The sequence below is a fragment of the Proteus sp. FME41 genome, assembly GCF_014897315.1.
GTDB lineage: Bacteria > Pseudomonadota > Gammaproteobacteria > Enterobacterales > Enterobacteriaceae > Proteus.
Genome location: NZ_JABUYL010000001.1, coordinates 505,887 through 525,327, shown reverse-complemented (window position 1 = coordinate 525,327; position 19,441 = coordinate 505,887). Strand labels below are relative to the sequence as shown.

Genomic DNA, 19,441 nt, shown 5'->3' with positions numbered 1-19,441 from the left:
TTTACATCTATAAATAAAAGATACTGCAATATTTAACATCAAGCACATTGCACAATTAGTCAAAACAATACTGCAAAAATGTATTAACATAGTCCCTGCAATGTTTATTCCTTTTGAGTCTCCTTCTGTTTTTTATAACAGAGGGATTTTTTTTGTTATAAATATTTTATTAATCACTGTAACAGTTAGATACAATAAAAAGCGTGCAAAAAAAGGATTAAGAATATATTTTATATTCAGACAATAAATAATCTTGCTTTATTTTGCTACGCCCATTTTTAAAAGGGGTTCTTTTTTGTTTATGTCACCTACTTATTTTTCATTTCTTCATCTCAATTATTATTTATTAATAAGAATAAATGATAATTATTATTTTTTATTATCTATTAGATAAAAAACGCCCTAAATCGAACACTCAAATTAGGGCATTTTTCATTTTTATGATCCATTAGAGGATTATTTAAACTTTTTATTTAAACTCTTTATCTAAACTGAGATTTAATTCGTTAATCATACTGTTTAAATTAATGTTTTAAGATATAGAATGTATGACTATAAGCAACATCTTCAGGGTTCTCAATAGGGTAGCCTTTTAGCCACGGTTTTATTAATCGCCCATTTGTATATTGATAAATAGGTGCAATTGGCGCATCTTCAGCAATAATTTGCTCTGCTTTGTTGTAGAGGCTATTTCGTTCATTTTCATCAATTGCCATACCTGATAACATCAATATTTCATCATATTGCTTATTTTGGTATTTAGGAATATTACCCGTATGTTTAGAGCCTAACAAACTTAAAAAGGTCGATGGCTCGTTATAATCACCGACCCATGAAGCTCTAATCACATCAAAATCACCTGTATTTCTGCTGTCTATATACGTTTTCCATTCTTGATTTCGTAATTCAACTTTAACACCTAATTTTTTCTTCCACATGGAAGCGACTGCAATAGCAATTTTCTGATGATTTTCTGAATTATTATATAGCAATGATAATTTTAATGGGTTATGAGGACCATACCCTGCAGCTGCTAATAATATTTTTGCTTGGCTATCTAATTCATCCTGACTATATTCATCATAAATTGTCGGCTCTGGCGTGAAATTTGCCGTCACATCAGGCGTAAAACGGTTAGCTGATCTTTCACCTGTCCCTAATACCTTTTCAGTAATAATTTTTCTATCAATTGCCATCGCTAACGCTTTACGTACACGAATATCTTTTGTTGGCCCTGATTGAGTATTGAAAGCATAATAATAAGTACCTAATTGGTCGGGAATATAAACTTCATTAGGAATATCTTTCATTAATTTATGGTATAAATTTTTAGGAAACGACTCTGTTATATCAATATCGCCTGCTAGATAACGTTTAGTCGCATGTGACTCATGATTAATAGGAACAAAAGTAACTTTTGTTAACACTGTATTTTGATGATCCCAATAATAAGGATTAGGTGTTAATACAATTTTTTCATTAACCACTCTATCTTTTAAAATAAAGGCGCCATTACCGACTAGATTTCCAACGTTGATCCACTTTGCGCCATACTTTTCAACACTATGACGTGGTACAGGGTATAACGAAAAATTAGTCGTTAAACTTGGAAAGTAAGAAATGGGCCGATCTAACGTTACTTTTAACGTTTTTTCATCAATCGCTTCTACGCCTAATGCACTTGGCTTTAATTTTCCATCAATAATTTTTTGGGCATTTTCAATAGAAGCAAGTGATGCATACCACGCAAAAGGAGACAGATTTTTAGGATCAACTAACCTTTGCCAGCTATAGACAAAATCTGTAGCCGTGACTTTCTCTCCATTTGACCATTTGGCATTATCACGTAAAGTAAAGATCCACACACGGTTATCTTCTGTGCGCCAACGCTCAGCAACACCAGGAATAGGACGCCCGTGTTCATCCTCTATCGTCAATCCTTCAAATAAATCACGTTGTACCTGTGCCTCTGTTAATCCTACAGCATTAATAGGGTCAAGAGATGCGGGCTCATCTTTTAAATGTCGAACGACTTCCTGTTTATTATCGAGAATCGTTCCTGCTGGCACTACCGCCGCATTTACCTGCGGTAGGAGTAATCCTTGAACGACAAGTGCACATGATATGACGAATGTTTTGCGCATGTCTGTTTCGTCCTGTAGTCTGTATGAGAATGAACTGCACAATTATAAGAGCCTGATAAAAAGGCACAATCACTGATTACAAATATTTTATAAATTTTTATGTTTTTGGTGAGTACTATGCAAATAGTGACAAATTTTAATAATGGTTAAACATTAACAAGAATTTTCGTTAATAATTTAGTATTAATAATAGTAAGTCTGATAACTCATAGAGGAGAACAACAATGGCACATCAAGTTACTTTACAAGGAAATGCTGTAACACTGGCAGGCAAATTTCCAGCAGTAGGCCAAAAAGCAGCAGATTTTTCTTTGGTGGGTAAAGATCTTAATGATGTTTCTTTAGCAAACTTTGCGGGTAAACGTAAAGTTCTCAATATTTTTCCAAGTGTAGATACGGGTGTTTGTGCTGCAAGTGTTCGCCAATTTAATAAAGTAGCAAATGAATTAAACAACACCGTTGTTTTATGCATTTCAGCTGACTTACCTTTTGCTCAAGCTCGTTTTTGCGGTGCTGAAGGTTTAGATAATGTTGTCACATTATCAACAATGCGCGGTGCTGAATTTAAAGAGAATTATGGTGTTGCAATTACATCAGGCCCATTAGCTGGCTTAACAAGCCGTGCAGTTATTATTTTAGATGAAAATAATACGGTTATCTATACTCAGCTTGTTGATGAAATTACAACTGAACCTAATTATGATAATGCATTAAATACATTGAAATAATACGTTATATATAAAAATAGACGAGCGTTATGCTCGTCTATTTTTTATTCAGAAACCTTAAACCGTAATTTAGTTTTCAGTTTTTTCATTCTTTTTATTAGTGAGGTTATATTCTCTTAGTTTATTTGCAATTGCTGTATGAGAAATACCTAGGCGTTTTGCTAATTTACGCGTACTCGGATAATCACGATATAAACGTGCTAAAATCGAAGCTTCAAAACGCTTCGTCATTTCATCTAATGAGCCCTCTAATAAATCCTCATCAAATAAAACATCTGTGGTGTGTTCTGGTAAGGTAATATCTTGAACTCTTAGTGTATTTCCTACTACTTGAGACATCGCTTGATAAATAATATTACGTAATTGACGAACATTTCCAGGCCAAGAATATTGTGTTAAATAAGCAGAAAACTCAGTAGAAATCGATGGCATACCTATTTTTTGTTCTTGACAATATTGGTTAATAAAATGAGTTGCAAGTGGCATGATATCGTCTTTTCTCTCTCTTAAAGGCGGTAACGTCAACGTTAAGACATTTAATCGATAATAAAGATCTTCTCTAAATAATCCTTTCTGCACAAGCTCCCACAAATTTTTTTGTGTCGCACAAATAATACGTACATCAACTTTTACTTCATGTTCTTCACCGACTCGGCGAAATGTTCCATCATTTAGAAAACGTAATAACTTAATTTGCATTTGAGGCGACATTTCACCAATTTCATCAAGTAAAACTGTTCCCCCCGTTGCTTGTTCAAAAAAGCCAGTTTTACCTTCTATTGCATTAGGATAAGCACCTGCGGCATAACCAAATAATTCACTTTCAACAACATCATCGGGCAATGAGGCACAATTTAAGCCTAAAAATGGGTATCTTAAGCGATTGCTTAGAAGATGACAGGCCTTAGCAAGTAGGTCTTTTCCGGTTCCCGTATCACCAACAAGTAATAGTGGGTCATCCATAATGGCCATTTTACGAGCACGTTCAATCAACTGCTTCATTTTTGGTGTTACGGCAATGATTTGATCAAATCCACTTTGGTCATTCACCATTAACTTTGGATGATCATAAATTATTCCGCGATATTTCAATAATACAAAGGCCCCTACACAATGATTATACTGATTATCATCTGTTATTTTTATAGGCACTATTTCCATTTCAAAACTTTGTTTTTTTAACGTTATTGGAACCATTTGAATCAAATGTTCTTTTTGTTCCAAAAAACGATGAATATTAAAATTAGGAATGAGTTGATTAAATGTTTTTTCAGAATCATCGTCTGGAGCAAGCCCAAATAGGTGTCGAGTCGCTGGATTTAATAACTTAACCTTGCCTTTCGTATCAATAGAAAAGACAGGAACAGGTACGGATTCTAATAATGTCCAAATTGCTCGGTGTTCTTGTTCTGACGGCATAAAAGCCACGGTACGAACATCAATAACACCTTTGATTCTTCTTATTTCAGCCATAAGCGGTTGAAATATATTAAAATCTATTTGGGAAAAATTCAGGTAAATAAGACCTATTGGAAATATTTCGATTCCACGTAAATCGATATTTTTTAATACGAGCAGATCTAATAATTCTCGGGTTAACCCGATGCGATCTTCACAAGTGACCTCTAAACGCATTATAAACCTTCTTAATACTGAGTGACCCTGAACTAATTCTAGATATTATACATAAATATCAACGAAATAAAGTGCCTTGTCAGCAAAGGTTGACACCACTAGCATTTATTTTTACACAACTAAATTAAAATTTTGATTTTCAACCCACCATTTTTTATGCTTTAAAGAAACCAAATAACGAAAATGAAGCCTTTTTTATTATTTTTTTTAGCTCAAAATCAATAAGATATTCGATATCTTTTATTAAAGGGCTTATTTCTCGGCGGATCATTTTTTTGATAGTTTTACATCCATTTTCAAAACAAAAAAGCAGGTATTCTAATGCGTTTATCGCCTTCTCTTTTTTATCTTGTTCTGATAGATATTCAAAAAATTGCGACGTATCTTTAATTTGAAATGACTTAGACTGTTCTTGATGTTGTTTCTTTTTAATTTCGTCAATCGTTTCACTCAGAATAGGAATTAAAATACTTAGGTTATTATCAAGTACAATAACATTTAAAGCTGAGCTAATATAAATTCTACGTCTTTGTTTTGATAATTTTTTGATAACTGAAATAGGCATCTCTTTCATTATCTGGCCTCATTAATTATATTTTTACTTTTCTATTCTTGAAATCATAATGTAATACCAGAAGAAAAATCTGATATTACTTTTTTATAAAAATGTCATTTAATATGATACAGCATACTAATTTTTAAAAATCTTTCTTTCAAAAAATAATTTTCACCATCAAAAAATGAATAAAATACAATGAAATACAAAGAGCTATAGTAAATAACTCTTCGTGTTTTTAATATTATAGTTTTTTAAACAAGCTTTTTTTATCATTTTAAATAAAGCATTATAGCGAAAATTTATTTATTACAATAGTTTTCATTATGGAATATGAATATTTAGACTTATATTTTATCCGCATGGTCTTTTTATATAAATAATTCTTTTTTTCATAAAAAAAACACCCAAAATGAGTGTGCAAATTTCGGGTGTTTTTCAATAATCTGTATTCTTTATAAAGAAGAAAATAATAATAATGTTATATTTTACTCTTTTTTCTTACTACCTATCGTACTTTTTAATTTACCGATTAGTTCTTTCCTAAAATCACCCAGCTTAGGTTTGTTATCATCCATCCAAGGTAAAGGACGACATAACTCCATTGCTTTAATTCCCAAACGTGCTGTTAATAAGCCAGCACCGATACCTTGAGCCGCTCGTGTTGATAACCGAGCAGCAAGATCTTGAGAGAGCCAATCCATTCCTACTTCTCTCACTAATTCGGTAGCACCAGCAAATGCAATATTGACTAAAACCAGACGAAATAATTTTAAGCGGCTATAGTAACCCAGTTCTATGCCGTAAATTTCAGCAATACGATTAATTAAACGTATATTGCGCCAACCAATAAAGGCCATATCAACCATGGCAAGCGGGCTTACTGCGATCATTAAGGTAGATTCAGCCGCAGAGCGGCTAATTTCAGCTCTCGCCTGCTTATCTAAAATAGGTTGAACTAATTGGCTATAAAGCGTTAATACTTCGCTATCATTATGCGTATCATGCAGTGCACTTTGCCAACGAATTAATGCAGGATGTTGTGAATGAATACCCGCTTGCTTCGCCAATTTTTCACAAAAAAGCCGGCCATTTCCTATGCCGTGACTATAAAGTAGCTCTTTGGCTTTATCTCGTTCATCCGCACGTTGGCGTAAACGATAAATACGGCACCACTCTGTTATTATAGAGCCGATTCCAGCAACAACAATTAGCCCTCCTGCACTTGCTGCACCTAATGCAATCCAATCAGAGTTTATCCAAGATTCATAAATCCACTGCCCTGTTTGGGCAATAACACTAACCCCTAAAATTGTACTCGCAACTGTTAATAACCGTTTCCATACACTTTTTTTAGGCTTTAAAATAGACTGAACATCACCTTCTAATTGTCCTTCGTTTTCTGCCTCTAATTGTGGATCTATAGGTAGAAATTGTTCATTTTCCTGAAAGCCAATACCTTTTTTTAAGGTTACTTCTTCTTGAAGTATGGGCTCTTTAAAATCAATTCGTGATTTTAATGGCTCATTCATTTTAATTTATCCCCTAACAAAAATTCCATTGCACTATCCATGCGAATATGAGGAACCGCACTATCTCTTGATATTTGTTGTGGTCTAAAAGATTCAAAACTAAAACCTTGTTTCTGCCAAAACTCTTTTTCAGGTAATCGTTTAGGCACTTCACCTGGAAAATACACTAAAGGCTTGTTATCACTTAAACGGAATCCTTTTAATGCTGGAATTTTTTCACCTTGGTGATCAACAATACCGCTTTCTGTTGCTGCAATAGAGGCGAGTCCCATACAATCAATACTTATTCCTTCAAAAATAGCATTTTGTTTAGCATCTTGAATAAGTTGCTGAAGCAATGAAACTAAATTTTCATGTTGATCAATCGTAATATGATCAGCCTTAGTCGCTGCAAATAAAAGTTTATCAATACAAGGCGAAAATAAACGTCTTAGTAATGTTCTTTTACCATAATGAAAACTACGCATTAATTGTGTTAAGGCTTGTCGCATATCATTAAAAACATCTGCGCCTTGATTAAGAGGTTGCAAGCAATCCACTAAAACAATTTGTCTATCAAAGCCCTGAAAATGGTCACGATAAAAACCTTTTACCACATGCTGACCATAATATTCATAACGCTGCTTTAGCATACCGATATTCGTGCGTTTATCTGCACTCTTTAATTTAGTAATATCGTATTGTTGCAAATCTATCCATGGAAAAAACTGTAAAACAGGGGCACCAGCTAATTCACCTGGCAAAACAAAACGGCCCGGCTGAATAAAATGAAGCCCTTCTTTTTTACATGACAATAAATATTCAGTGTAAGCAGCTGCAATATCCGCTAATAATGTTTCATCAGCGGGTGCGAAAGGATCACATTTTTTAAGAAGTGATTGCCAATTTTGTTCTGGTGATGTTCTTTGGTGATTAACCTTATTTATTTGCTCTGACCATTCAAAATAGTCTTGTTCAAGCATTGGCAAATCTAATAACCACTCACCCGGGTAATCCACAATTTCTAAATAAAGTGATGATGTTTCTTTTATAAAACGGGTTAATGACTCACTAGAACGATAACGAAGCTGCAAACGAATTTCACTCACCCCTTTCGTAGGAACAGGCCAACTTGGTGGCGTGTGATAAAGTGATTCCATACCTTCATCATAAGTAAAACGGGGAATATTTAAATTATGTTGGGGAATACGTTTTACACCCAATAATTGCTTATTTCGTGCAGCAGAAAATAGCGGTAAACGAGCCCCTGTATGTACATTAATAAGTTGATTAACTAAAGAGGTAATAAATGCCGTTTTGCCACTTCGGCTTAATCCAGTTACGGCTAAGCGAAGATGTCTGTCAACACCACGATTAATAAAAGCTGTAAGTTCATTTTGTAGGCGTTTCATGTTTCTCCCAAGACACTTGACGCGATAGCTTATTTAAACCTGCTTTAATGACAGGCTCCGCTATCAATAGAACCAACCAACGTAACGGTTTGCGACTTACACATTTTAATATACCGCCAGTTATTGCCGCTGGCCCAAATAAAGTCAATAACATTAACCCAAATGTTAACCCTTTTTTGATAAATTGGGTGAGTTTATTTGTTTTTAAAGTGGCATCGAATTGATTGATATTCATAGCACCCTCCTTAATCAGGAATTTAACACTCTTACAAAAACTACGCTAAAAAAGAGAAAACAACTCAAAGAAAGACGCTCCTAAATCGGAGCGTCATATCAGATTAAATGGCTAAAATATTACAGATCTCGAAAGCGTTTATTTAACTGATAAGTAGAAGAAGTAATATAACGTTCCATTTGTTGTAAACGTTTTTCACCTTGTGTTAATTGACTATCAACGCCACTTAAAATTTCTTTTAAACTTTCTTGTTGCTCATCACCTTGCTGGTAATTAGCTGGCGCTGGTTCCATAAAGAAACTCAAAACAAGATAAGCAACAATTGTTAAGCCAAAAAATCCAGCAAAGAGCGCAATTACCGCAATAACCCTGACAAGTAAAACAGGAATATTAAAATAATGGGCAAGGCCTGCACATACACCACGGATCACGCCTTCTTGTGGCAAGCGATACAATTGTTTGCTTTGTACCGTCATTATGATTGCCTCCAGTTAGGATGTTCTGCATCAAGTATTTGTTCTAGCGTCTTAATGCGTTCCTGCATTTGCTGAGCCTTATCCACCAGCGCGCTCAGTCGCTGCATTTCTTGTTGGGTTAACTGAACATTCCCACCACTTTTCTGATTGCTGTAATGCAACCACAGCCAGATAGGGAGAACAAATAAAATAAAAATGGTCAGTGGTATTCCCAGAAATATATAGCCCATTACATATCCTTTATAAGATGGTTATTACGCTTGCTGTTACTCTTTGTTGATATTGATTTTAGCTTTTAATGCCGCTAATTGCGCGCTAATTTCATCATCAGCTTTTAATTCAGCAAACTGTTGGTCTAATGATTTCTCTTTACCTAACCCATAACTTTGAGCTTCACCTTCCATATGGTCAATACGTCGCTCAAATTGTTCAAAACGTGCCATTGCTGCATCCATCTTACCGCTGTCTAATTGACGACGAACTTGACGTGATGAATTTGCTGCTTGATGACGAACCACTAAAGATTGCTGTTTAGCACGTGTTTCTGTTAATTTATTTTCTAACTCGTTAATTTCACCTTTTAAGCGAGTTAACGTCTCATCAATAATAATCAACTCATGTTTTAATGTGTCATTAACTGATGCAATGCGTTGTTTTTCAATCAATGCTGCACGAGCTAAATCTTCTTTATCTTTAACTAACGCTAATTCAGCTTTATCTTGCCAATCCTTAATTTGTTTTTCCGCTTGTTCGATACGGCGTTCTAAACCTTTCTTTTCTGCTAAAGTGCGTGCAGAAGTGGTTCGAATCTCAACTAACATGTCTTCCATTTCTTGGATCATTAAGCGGATCATTTTTTCAGGATCTTCCGCTTTATCTAATAAAGAAGCGACGTTGGCATTAATAATGTCAGCAAAACGTGAAAATATACCCATGATGTTATCCTTAATAGCTATGCTAATTAGTAACGTTAAATTATTTCATTAAATGGCGCTATCAATGATAACGCTCGGCTTACTCTAGTTAATACAATTTACATGCCAACTTTGAAACTTCACTTAACTTATTAATAATAGATGATTTATTCTATTCGTCTATTTTCCACACATCTGATAAAGTGGTAAAAAATACCTTGCTATGGTGAATTTAACCAATGAATGAGAATTTAGAGACAATAATCGGTGTTGATAGTCAATTTATTGATGTATTAGAACAGACCTCTGCGCTTGCTCAATTAAAAAAGCCTGTCTTAATAATTGGTGAACGAGGCACGGGTAAAGAATTAATTGCACATCGGCTGCATTATCTCGCCCCTTGGTGGCAAGGGCCTTTTATTTCGATCAACTGTTCTGCACTTAATGACAACTTGCTTGATTCTGAGCTTTTTGGTCATGAAGCGGGTGCCTTTACTGGTGCTAAAAATCGCCATCAAGGTCGATTTGAACGTGCTGATGGTGGCTCTCTTTTTCTTGATGAATTAGCAACGGCTCCTATGCTGGTACAAGAGAAATTACTTCGTGTCATTGAATACGGTCATTTAGAGCGGGTGGGTGGTAGTCAATCACTGCATGTTGATGTTAGGCTTATCTGTGCAACAAATGCTGATTTACCGGCAATGGCTGAAGAAGGTAAATTTCGTGCCGATTTACTGGATAGATTAGCTTTTGATGTTATTCGGTTGCCCCCGCTAAGAGAGCGTCGGGCAGATATTATGTTACTTGCTGAAAATTTTGCTATTTCGATGTGTCAAGAATTGGGACTCCCCTTTTTTCCTGGCTTTAGTGATAATGCATGCCAAGTGCTTTTAGACTATGCATGGCCTGGTAATATTCGTGAACTAAAAAATGTTGTAGAACGTTCAGTTTATCGCCATGGCACCAGTGATAAAGTACTAGATAATATTATTATTAACCCTTTCGCTGGCCTTCAAACATCGATACCCCAACTCTCCCCATTAAAAAAATTCTCTAAAGAAACGATAATCTCTTCTTTTTCATTACCTGCTTTACCTCTCGATTTACGTCAGTGGCAAAATGAAATGGAAAAAAATCTAGTCAATAATGCCTTAAAAACGTGTTTATATAATCAAAAAGAGGCCGCCGAAAAATTAGCATTGAGTTATGATCAATTTAGAGGATTAATTAAAAAGCACCAAATAACAACATAATCGAATAATAATAAATAAATTTTTTATTATCTATGGATATAAAGAAGGGTAGGAAAAAATGATAGGCAAAAAAAAAGCCAGCACCCGAGCTGGCTAGTAAAAAAATACTGGAAGCAATGTGAGCAATGTCGTGCCCTCTGCGGAAAACCTCTTACCGCCGAAGGACAATACGGATGATAATCTTTATCATTAGCATTTGTAAAGCTTTTTATTGAGAATTTTTCTCACTTTGTTTTTTTGACTATTTGGGGATAGAAAGTTTTTTAAGTTACAATAGCAAAATCGTTTCTCTAAAAGACATTATTATGCGCCCTATTTTATTTATTGGTACTCTGCTACTCAGTATTGTAAGTACAGCTTGCATCGCAGAGATAGCACCGAAAATGCCAGAGCTCTCCGTAAAACAAGAGCCAACTCCAATTAATCAAAATGGCTTTGTTTATTGTGTTGATGGCAGTATAAATACGTTTAATCCACAGTTATCGAGCAGTGGATTAATTATTGATCCCCTCGCTGCACAACTTTATGATCGTCTTTTAGATGTTGACCCTTACACTTATCGTCTGATCCCTGAAATTGCAGCACGTTGGGAATCATTAGATAATGGGGCGACATACCGCTTTTATTTACGTAAAAATGTCTCTTTTCAGCAAACATCATGGTTTACACCGACACGAAAACTCACCGCAGATGATGTCATTTTTAGTTTTGAAAGGATGATTGACCCACAAAATACATACAATCAAATCAGTGGTGGAAAATACCCTTATTTTGACAGCCTAAGTTTTGCTAATAATATCCAATCAATAAAAAAACTTGGTCAATACACTGTGGAATTTAGCTTAAAAGAGCCTGACGCCTCTTTTTTATGGCATTTAGCGACGCATTACGCCCCTGTTCTCTCTGCTGAATACGCACAAAATTTAGAAAAAGTAGGCAATCAAACACAACTTGATTGGAAACCGGTAGGCACTGGGCCTTTCTTTTTAGATGAATATCAACCTGGGCAATTTGTTCGTTTATTTAGAAATGAAAATTACTGGAAAGGTCAACCTAAGATGCAACAAATTGTGATTGATATGGGTGCAGGTGGTACAGGCCGTATTTCTAAATTATTAACGGGTGAATGTGATGTTTTAGCCTATCCAGCAGCAAGTCAATTAAAAGTTTTACGTGATGATCCTCGACTAAGATTAACACTCCGTTCTGGTATGAATATCGCTTATTTAGCGTTTAACACCAGTAAACCACCGTTAAATGACCTTAAAGTACGTCAGGCCATTGCTTATGCGATTAATAATGAGCGGTTAATGGAGTCTATTTATTATGGAACAGCAGAAACAGCCGCATCAGTGCTTCCTCGCGCCTCTTGGGCATATGATAATCGTGCAAAAATTACAGAATATAATCCTGAAAAATCAAAACAGATCTTAAAAGAATTAGGTCTTGATGGCCTTAAATTGAATCTTTGGGTACCAAGTGCATCACAATCTTATAATCCAAGTCCATTAAAAATGGCAGAGCTCATTCAAGCTGACTTAGCCCAAGTGGGTATCCAAATGAATATTCGTCCTATTGAAGGCCGATATCAAGAGAAAAGCATGATGGATCGCACTCATGATATGACTTTGTCAGGTTGGTCAACTGACAGTAACGATCCGGATAGTTTCTTCCGCCCACTTTTTAGCTGTGCAGCCATTGGCTCACAAACTAATCTTAGCCATTGGTGTTTACCTAATTTTGATGAAATTCTGATGAAAGCGCTTTATAGCCAGCAACTTGCATCAAGAATGGATTATTATCATGAAGCACAAGACATTCTTGCCCAAGAATTACCTGTTTTACCTTTAGCGAACTCTTTACGTATGCAGGCATATCGTTATGATATTAAAGGATTGCTATTAAGCACCTTTGGTAATGCATCTTTTGCTGGTGTTTATCGAGAAGCAGAAGTAGATGAGCAAAATCACAAGAAAGAGGCTGTAAAATAATCCATGATTATTTATTCAATACGTCGATTACTTTTATTACTTGTGACACTGTTCTTTTTGTCGCTAGTGAGCTTTAGCCTAAGCTATTACACGCCCAATGGCCCATTAAGTGGTGCATCATTAATGGATGCCTACGTCTTTTATGCTCACAACATGATTCATTTTGATTTTGGTATCTCCTCCATTAATGGTGAGCCAATTAAAGTACAACTGATTGAAGCGCTCCCAGCCACAATGGAACTCTGTACATTGGCTTTTCTTTTTGCCCTTCTTGTGGGGATCCCTGCGGGTATTATTGCGGGTGTTTGGCGAAATAAATCCGCTGATATTATTATTAGTAACTTTGCGCTATTAGGCTTTTCTGTGCCTGTATTTGGACTTGCCTTATTATTAACACTTTTCTTTTCACTAAAACTCGGTTGGCTTCCTGTCTCTGGTCGTATTGATCTACTTTATAATTTACAGTCTATTACGGGTATTGCATTCGTTGATGCTTGGTTATCAGACTCACCTTATCGCCAGCAAATGATAGTTAACGTGTTACAACATCTGATTTTACCTGTAACAACACTGGCTATCGCCCCTACGACCGAAGTTATTCGATTAATGCGTAACAGTACAGAAGAAATTATGTCAGAGAACTATGTGAAAGCCGCCGCAACTCGAGGCCTCTCACGTTTTACAATTATTCGTCGTCATATTCTCCATAATGCTTTACCCCCAATCATCCCTAAATTAGGCTTACAATTCTCTACCATGCTAACCCTTACGATGGTGACAGAAATTGTATTTAACTGGCCTGGACTGGGTCGCTGGTTAGTAACAGCAATCCGCCAACAAGATTACTCTGCGATTTCTGCGGGTGTAATGTTAGTGGGTTCAATGGTTATTATTGTGAATGTGTTATCCGATATTGTGGGTGCAATGAGCAACCCAATGAAACACAAGGTGGGATATGCCTTTAGATAGCCAATTTTATAAAGAGAAAAAAACACCCACACCGGCAGCAGTGATTTGGCAATGTTTTTCTAAAGACGTTATCTCAATGGTAGGGTTTTACGGTGTACTTTTTCTCTTAATCTTGAGTGTTATTGGTCCCTATATTGCGCCTTATGCTCTTGATCAACAATTTTTCGGTCACCAGTTAACACCACCATCTTGGTATCAAAATGGGAATGTTTCCTATTTTTTTGGTACTGATGACTTGGGGCGTGATGTCTTTAGTCGGATTTTAATTGGGACAAGCATGACCTTTGGGGGGGCGTTTATCGTCACCTTTGCAGCAACATTAATGGGCTTAATTATTGGCTGCGTTGCCGGAATGACACATGGCTTAAAATCTGCCATTCTCAATCATATTTTAGACACTTTATTATCGATTCCCTCATTGCTACTGGCTATTATTGTCGTGGCGTTTGTAGGAACAAGCCTTGGTCATGCCATGATAGCAATTTGGCTGGCATTACTACCCCGTTTAGTTAGGATGATTTATTCTGCAGTCAATGATGAATTAAATAAAGAGTATGTCATTGCCTCTCGGCTTGATGGCGCATCCAATATTTCTATTTTATGGTATACCGTACTGCCTAATATTACGCCGGTATTGGTTTCTGAATTAACGCGGGCTTTCTCGATTGCTATTCTTGATATTACTGCCTTAGGTTTTCTCAATTTAGGCGCTCAGCTTCCTTCACCTGAATGGGGAGCCATGTTAGGCGATTCACTCGAACTTATTTATGTCGCCCCATGGACAGTGTTAATTCCAGGCGCAACAATTATGATAAGTGTTTTATTGGTGAACCTACTCGGTGATGGTTTACAGCGTGCCATAAATGAGGGAGTTGAATAATGCCTTTATTAGATATACGCAATTTAACCATTGAATTTATGACACCCGATGGCCCAGTTAAAGCCGTCGATCGTGTTTCGATCACCTTAAATGAAGGTGAAGTGAGAGGCCTTGTTGGTGAGTCAGGATCAGGTAAAAGTTTAATTGCAAAAGCCATTTGTGGTGTCACTAAAGATAATATTAGTGTAACAGCCGATCGCTTCCGATTTGATGATATTGATTTACTTAAATTATCGCCAAGAGCGCGACGTCGTGTTATTGGCCATAATATCTCAATGATTTTCCAAGAACCTCAATCTTGCCTTGATCCTGCTACAAAAATCGAACAACAACTGATTCAAGCTATTCCTGGTTGGACATATAAAGGACATTGGTGGCAACGCTTTCATTGGCGAAAACGTCGTGCAATTGAATTGTTACACCGTGTAGGTATTAAAGATCACAAAGATATTATGCGCAGTTATCCTTATGAATTAACAGAAGGTGAATGCCAAAAAGTGATGATTGCCATCGCTATTGCCAATCAACCTCGATTATTGATTGCGGATGAACCCACTAACGCGATGGAGCCTGCAACACAAACACAAATATTTCGCTTACTGACTCGTCTTAATCAAAATAATAATATGACCATTCTTTTGATTAGCCATGATTTACAATGGATAAGTAAATTAGCCAATAAAATTACCGTTATGTATTGTGGTCAAACCGTTGAGACTGCCCCACCTGATGAATTACTCGTGACACCTTATCATCCTTATACTCAAGCATTAATTCGCTCTATTCCTGATTTCACTAACTCATTGGTACATAAAAGCCGTTTAAATACATTACCCGGCGCCATTCCCTCTCTTGAACATTTGCCTGTTGGCTGTCGTTTAGGCCCTCGTTGTCCTTATGCTCAACGCCAATGTATTGAAGCCCCTCGATTACGTTTATTTAAAACCCATGCTGTGGCGTGTCACTTCCCGTTAAATGTGGAGCCAACTGATGTTCGATAAACTGCTTGAGGTAAAAAATCTATCAAAAACATTTCGCTATCGCACTGGATTATTTCGACGCCAGCAATTAGAAGCCGTAAAACCAGTTAGCTTTACACTTGAACCTAAGCAAACATTAGCCATTATTGGCGCTAATGGTTCAGGAAAATCAACATTGGCAAGAATGTTATCGGGGGTAACAGAACCTACAGGCGGTGATATCTTTATTAATGGGCATCAACTTACATTTGGTGATTACCCTTATCGTAGTCAACGAATTAGAATGATATTTCAAGATCCCACTAACTCTTTAAATCCTCGCCAGCGTATAGGGCAAACATTAGATATTCCTTTACGCCTTAATACCGAATTAAGTGCCATAGAACGTGAAAAGCGAATTTATCAAACGTTACGTCAAGTTGGCCTTTTGCCCGAACATGCTAATTACTATCCTCATATGTTTGCATCGGGTCAGCGTCAACGGATTGCGCTTGCAAGAGCCTTAATTTTACAACCTCAAGTGATTATTGCTGATGAGGCAATAGCATCATTAGATATGTCATTACGATCACAAATTATAAATTTAATGTTAGAACTGCAAGAGACGCATGACATTGCCTATATTTATGTGACACAAAACTTAGGTATGACCAAACATATTAGCGATAAAATTATTGTGATGGATAATGGTGAAGTGGTTGAACGAGGTAATACGGCAGAAGTGCTTGCCTCACCTTTACATGAAGTCACTCGTCGATTAGTTGCAAGCCATTTTGGTGAAGCCCTAACAGCAGAAGCTTGGCGCCAAGATTTGCCTTAAGTGTAAACAATATAAGTATTATGTTAATTGCACATTATTTCACCCTTTTTCCTTAACTCCTCGGAGGTGCTAGGGAAATTAAACAAATTTACAAATGTCGTGGTAGAATCAGCCACGTTTATTAACAATAAGCGTGATAACCGAACAGATAAATAAAACTGTGAATGATGTTATTATCGCGATTTACGAAAAAACAAGGATACAGCTATGGGCTTTATGACCGGCAAACGCATTCTTATTACTGGTGTTGCTAGTAAATTATCAATTGCTTATGGTATTGCCAAAGCTATGCGTGACCAAGGTGCAGAACTTGCATTTACATACCAAAATGAAAAACTGAAACCACGCGTTGAAGAATTTGCAGCATCATTAGGCTCAAATATCGTATTAGAATGTGATGTGTCAAAAGATGAAAGCATCGATATCATGTATGCAGAACTTGCAAAAGTTTGGCCTAAATACGATGGTTTTGTTCACTCTATCGGTTTTGCTCCTGCTGACCAATTAGATGGCGACTATGTTAATGCTGTCACTCGTGAAGGCTTTAAAATTGCTCACGACATTAGTGCGTACAGCTTTGTTGCGATGGCTAAAGCAAGCCGTGAAATGCTAAATCCAAACTCTGCGCTATTAACATTGACTTATTTAGGTGCAGAACGTGCCATCCCTAACTATAACGTGATGGGTCTGGCTAAAGCATCTTTAGAAGCTAACGTTCGTTACATGGCAAACGCGATGGGTCCTGAAGGCATTCGTGTTAACGGCATTTCTGCAGGTCCAATCCGCACATTAGCGGCATCTGGTATCAAAGATTTCCGTAAAATGTTAAGCCATTGCGAATCAGTAACCCCTCTACGTCGCACTGTAACAACTGAAGATGTAGGTAATACTGCTGCATTCTTATGCTCTGATTTATCAGGCGGTATTACAGGTGAAATCATTCACGTAGATGGTGGCTTTAGTATCGCTGCAATGAATGAATTAGAACTGAAATAATTCTGTTTACACATAATAAAAGCCAGCCCCCAGAATGAAGGTTGGCTTTTTTATTATCACAAAATACAATTATTTTTTCATTTCATATGACATTTTTTAGTTTATTCCTATAATCTTTTCTTTTGTTAAAGATAAAATAGTGACATATTAATAAAAGGATTTAATGTATGAAGAAATTTAAATTCCTGTTTTATATCTTTGCTATTATTGGTGTGATTATTTTTATTGTCGCTTTATTTGTATTCAAATCAGAATTAAATTTAGTAAGAAATGGAACAGAAACAACGGGTGTTGTTATTGACCTGAGCATGAGTAAGTCTTCTGATAACGGAAGTATTTATCACCCTATTATTAAATTTAATACCGAAGATAATAGAGAAATCATATTTCGCTCACCAGAGGGGAGTAGCCACTCTCGCTATCATCTTGGTGAAAACATTAGTATTATTTATCTACCTAATGATCCACAAAAAGCAACAATTAATAACTTTCTAGGCTTATATGGTGCAGGGACTATCTTAAGTGTTTTTGGATTCGTATTTGCCTCAACAGGGTTTATCCCTTTGTATTTTATCAGAAGAAGAGCATCAAGAAATCAACGATTGAAACGTGATGGTATGCCTATTAATGTAAAAATATCTGAAATTATTATTAATAATAATCTTCGGATTAATCACCGTTCACCTTATCAAATTATTGCAGATTATCATGACACATTAAACAATCGTTTAATTCGTTATAAAAGTGGTTATCTTTTTTTTGATCCTACTCCTTATATTAATAGAGAGTTCGTTACAGTCTATGTTGATAAAAGAAAACCCGAAATTTATTATCTTGATATTTCATTCCTACCCTCATTTGAAGAATTGTAATTAGATACTCTTTATATATTATAAATATAAGGAGTATCTAATTCTGTAATTAACAGCCTTGTTCACAGATTTACAAAAGCCTTTTTTATTCGCATCATTTGAGTTTGCTAATTTCTTAGAACCTCTTATTATCTTAAGTTAATGAAGATAATTTTTGACCTCTGTAAATCATTATCACCACTTTATTGATAGGGAGCTATTCAATATGAAATTGTACTACACACCGGGTAGTTGCTCACTTTCCCCTCATATCGTCTTACGTGAAACAGGCCTAGATTTTTCTATTGAGCGTATCGATTTACGTGCTAAAAAAACAGAATCAGGTAAAGATTTCCTAACTATCAACCCCAAAGGACAAGTTCCTGTTCTTCAATTAGATAATGGTGATATTTTGACGGAAGGTGTTGCAATTGTTCAATACCTTGCAGATTTAAAACCTGATAGAAACTTAATTGCCCCTCCAAAAACATTAGAACGTTACCATCAAATTGAGTGGTTGAACTTTCTTGCGAGCGAAGTGCATAAAGGTTATAGCCCGTTATTTTCACCTGATACACCTGAAAGCTATCTGCCTGTAGTTAAAACTAAATTAAAAAGTAAGTTTGCTTATATTGATGATGTATTGAGCAAACATAAATGTGCATGTGGTGAACATTTTACGGTGATTGATGCTTATTTATTTACATTAAGCCAATGGGCACCTCATGTTGGTTTAGATTTAACTGATTTAACACACTTACAGAACTACCTAAAACACATTGCACAACGACCTAATGTACACAGCGCGCTAGTCACTGAAGGATTAATTAAAGAGTAATCATTGATCCTTTTAAATTTAAATAGCTCAAGTAAAATCAATTTACCTGAGCTATTCTCTTTTAAACGTACAGACAATAAATGTGGTTATCTAAAGTAAAACATTTTTATATCTATATCTAAAAAGTCATTAAGCCATAGCGAGTTAATACATAAATGGAATTAAAATACATTGTAAAAATGGATAAAAAACATACACATTTTTTGTTAAAAGCGATCGAAACAGTGAAATACAGTGAAATACAGTGATATT

General features: G+C 35.9%; 19 protein-coding genes. 10 read left to right on the top strand and 9 right to left on the bottom strand.

Features of this window, described 5'->3' with window-relative positions; genetic code table 11:
• Positions 1-524: 524 nt before the first annotated feature.
• Positions 525-2,144, bottom strand: coding sequence for a peptide ABC transporter substrate-binding protein (locus INT04_RS02580; RefSeq protein ID WP_193014568.1), 1,620 nt, complete (start codon positions 2,142-2,144; stop codon positions 525-527).
• Between the two features lie 224 nt (positions 2,145-2,368).
• Here INT04_RS02580 and tpx point away from each other — a divergent pair, with 224 nt between their 5' ends.
• A complete protein-coding gene (tpx, locus tag INT04_RS02575; RefSeq protein ID WP_193014567.1) occupies positions 2,369-2,872 on the top strand; it encodes a thiol peroxidase in 504 nt (167 codons plus the stop codon).
• A 69-nt stretch (positions 2,873-2,941) separates the two neighbouring features.
• Here tpx and tyrR read toward each other — a convergent pair whose 3' ends face one another.
• The 8 genes from tyrR to pspA form a co-directional block, all read right to left on the bottom strand.
• Positions 2,942-4,507: a transcriptional regulator TyrR gene (tyrR, locus tag INT04_RS02570; protein ID WP_193014566.1), complete on the bottom strand. Its 1,566-nt coding sequence runs from the start codon at positions 4,505-4,507 to the stop codon at positions 2,942-2,944.
• Positions 4,508-4,661: 154 nt separating this feature from the next.
• Complete coding sequence (locus INT04_RS02565) at positions 4,662-5,081, bottom strand: hypothetical protein (RefSeq protein WP_226893918.1); 420 nt, start codon at positions 5,079-5,081, stop codon at positions 4,662-4,664.
• 470 nt (positions 5,082-5,551) lie between these two features.
• Entirely contained in the window at positions 5,552-6,595 is a 1,044-nt protein-coding gene (locus INT04_RS02560; RefSeq protein ID WP_193014565.1) for a YcjF family protein, read from the bottom strand.
• Positions 6,592-7,986 (bottom strand): YcjX family protein, encoded by a 1,395-nt coding sequence (locus INT04_RS02555; RefSeq protein ID WP_193014564.1) that lies wholly within the window; start codon positions 7,984-7,986, stop codon positions 6,592-6,594. The genes INT04_RS02560 and INT04_RS02555 overlap by 4 nt, the downstream gene beginning before the upstream one ends.
• Positions 7,967-8,221 carry a phage shock protein PspD gene (gene pspD / locus INT04_RS02550; protein ID WP_193014563.1) on the bottom strand — a complete coding sequence of 85 codons (255 nt, stop codon included), beginning with the start codon at positions 8,219-8,221 and terminating at the stop codon, positions 7,967-7,969. The genes INT04_RS02555 and pspD overlap by 20 nt, the downstream gene beginning before the upstream one ends.
• Positions 8,222-8,340: 119 nt before the next feature.
• A complete protein-coding gene (pspC, locus tag INT04_RS02545) occupies positions 8,341-8,697 on the bottom strand; it encodes an envelope stress response membrane protein PspC (RefSeq protein ID WP_193014562.1) in 357 nt (118 codons plus the stop codon).
• On the bottom strand, positions 8,697-8,927 hold the full coding sequence (pspB, locus tag INT04_RS02540; protein ID WP_193014561.1) for an envelope stress response membrane protein PspB: 231 nt from the start codon (positions 8,925-8,927) through the stop codon (positions 8,697-8,699). Before pspB ends, pspC begins: the two co-directional genes overlap by 1 nt.
• 36 nt (positions 8,928-8,963) lie before the next feature.
• Complete coding sequence (gene pspA / locus INT04_RS02535; RefSeq protein ID WP_193014560.1) at positions 8,964-9,632, bottom strand: phage shock protein PspA; 669 nt, start codon at positions 9,630-9,632, stop codon at positions 8,964-8,966.
• Positions 9,633-9,850: 218 nt separating this feature from the next.
• On the opposite strand from pspA, the gene pspF reads away from it, so the two are divergent.
• From pspF to gstA, 9 genes are all read left to right on the top strand, one after another.
• A complete protein-coding gene (gene pspF / locus INT04_RS02530; protein ID WP_193014559.1) occupies positions 9,851-10,864 on the top strand; it encodes a phage shock protein operon transcriptional activator in 1,014 nt (337 codons plus the stop codon).
• A 305-nt stretch (positions 10,865-11,169) separates the two neighbouring features.
• Positions 11,170-12,855, top strand: coding sequence for an ABC transporter substrate-binding protein SapA (gene sapA / locus INT04_RS02525; RefSeq protein ID WP_193014558.1), 1,686 nt, complete (start codon positions 11,170-11,172; stop codon positions 12,853-12,855).
• A gap of 3 nt (positions 12,856-12,858) precedes the next feature.
• The gene (gene sapB, locus INT04_RS02520) at positions 12,859-13,824 is read left to right on the top strand and encodes a putrescine export ABC transporter permease SapB (RefSeq protein ID WP_193014557.1); all 966 of its coding nucleotides are present in this window, start codon (positions 12,859-12,861) and stop codon (positions 13,822-13,824) included.
• Positions 13,811-14,704, top strand: coding sequence for a putrescine export ABC transporter permease SapC (sapC, locus tag INT04_RS02515; RefSeq protein ID WP_193014556.1), 894 nt, complete (start codon positions 13,811-13,813; stop codon positions 14,702-14,704). Before sapB ends, sapC begins: the two co-directional genes overlap by 14 nt.
• Positions 14,704-15,705: a putrescine export ABC transporter ATP-binding protein SapD gene (sapD, locus tag INT04_RS02510; protein WP_193014555.1), complete on the top strand. Its 1,002-nt coding sequence runs from the start codon at positions 14,704-14,706 to the stop codon at positions 15,703-15,705. Before sapC ends, sapD begins: the two co-directional genes overlap by 1 nt.
• Positions 15,695-16,504 carry a putrescine export ABC transporter ATP-binding protein SapF gene (gene sapF, locus INT04_RS02505; protein WP_193014554.1) on the top strand — a complete coding sequence of 270 codons (810 nt, stop codon included), beginning with the start codon at positions 15,695-15,697 and terminating at the stop codon, positions 16,502-16,504. The genes sapD and sapF overlap by 11 nt, the downstream gene beginning before the upstream one ends.
• Before the next feature lie 207 nt (positions 16,505-16,711).
• Positions 16,712-17,500: an enoyl-ACP reductase FabI gene (fabI, locus tag INT04_RS02500; protein ID WP_193014553.1), complete on the top strand. Its 789-nt coding sequence runs from the start codon at positions 16,712-16,714 to the stop codon at positions 17,498-17,500.
• Positions 17,501-17,667: 167 nt separating this feature from the next.
• Positions 17,668-18,372 (top strand): DUF3592 domain-containing protein, encoded by a 705-nt coding sequence (locus tag INT04_RS02495; RefSeq protein WP_193014552.1) that lies wholly within the window; start codon positions 17,668-17,670, stop codon positions 18,370-18,372.
• A gap of 205 nt (positions 18,373-18,577) precedes the next feature.
• Positions 18,578-19,189 (top strand): glutathione transferase GstA, encoded by a 612-nt coding sequence (gene gstA / locus INT04_RS02490; protein WP_193014551.1) that lies wholly within the window; start codon positions 18,578-18,580, stop codon positions 19,187-19,189.
• Positions 19,190-19,441 lie beyond the last annotated feature (252 nt).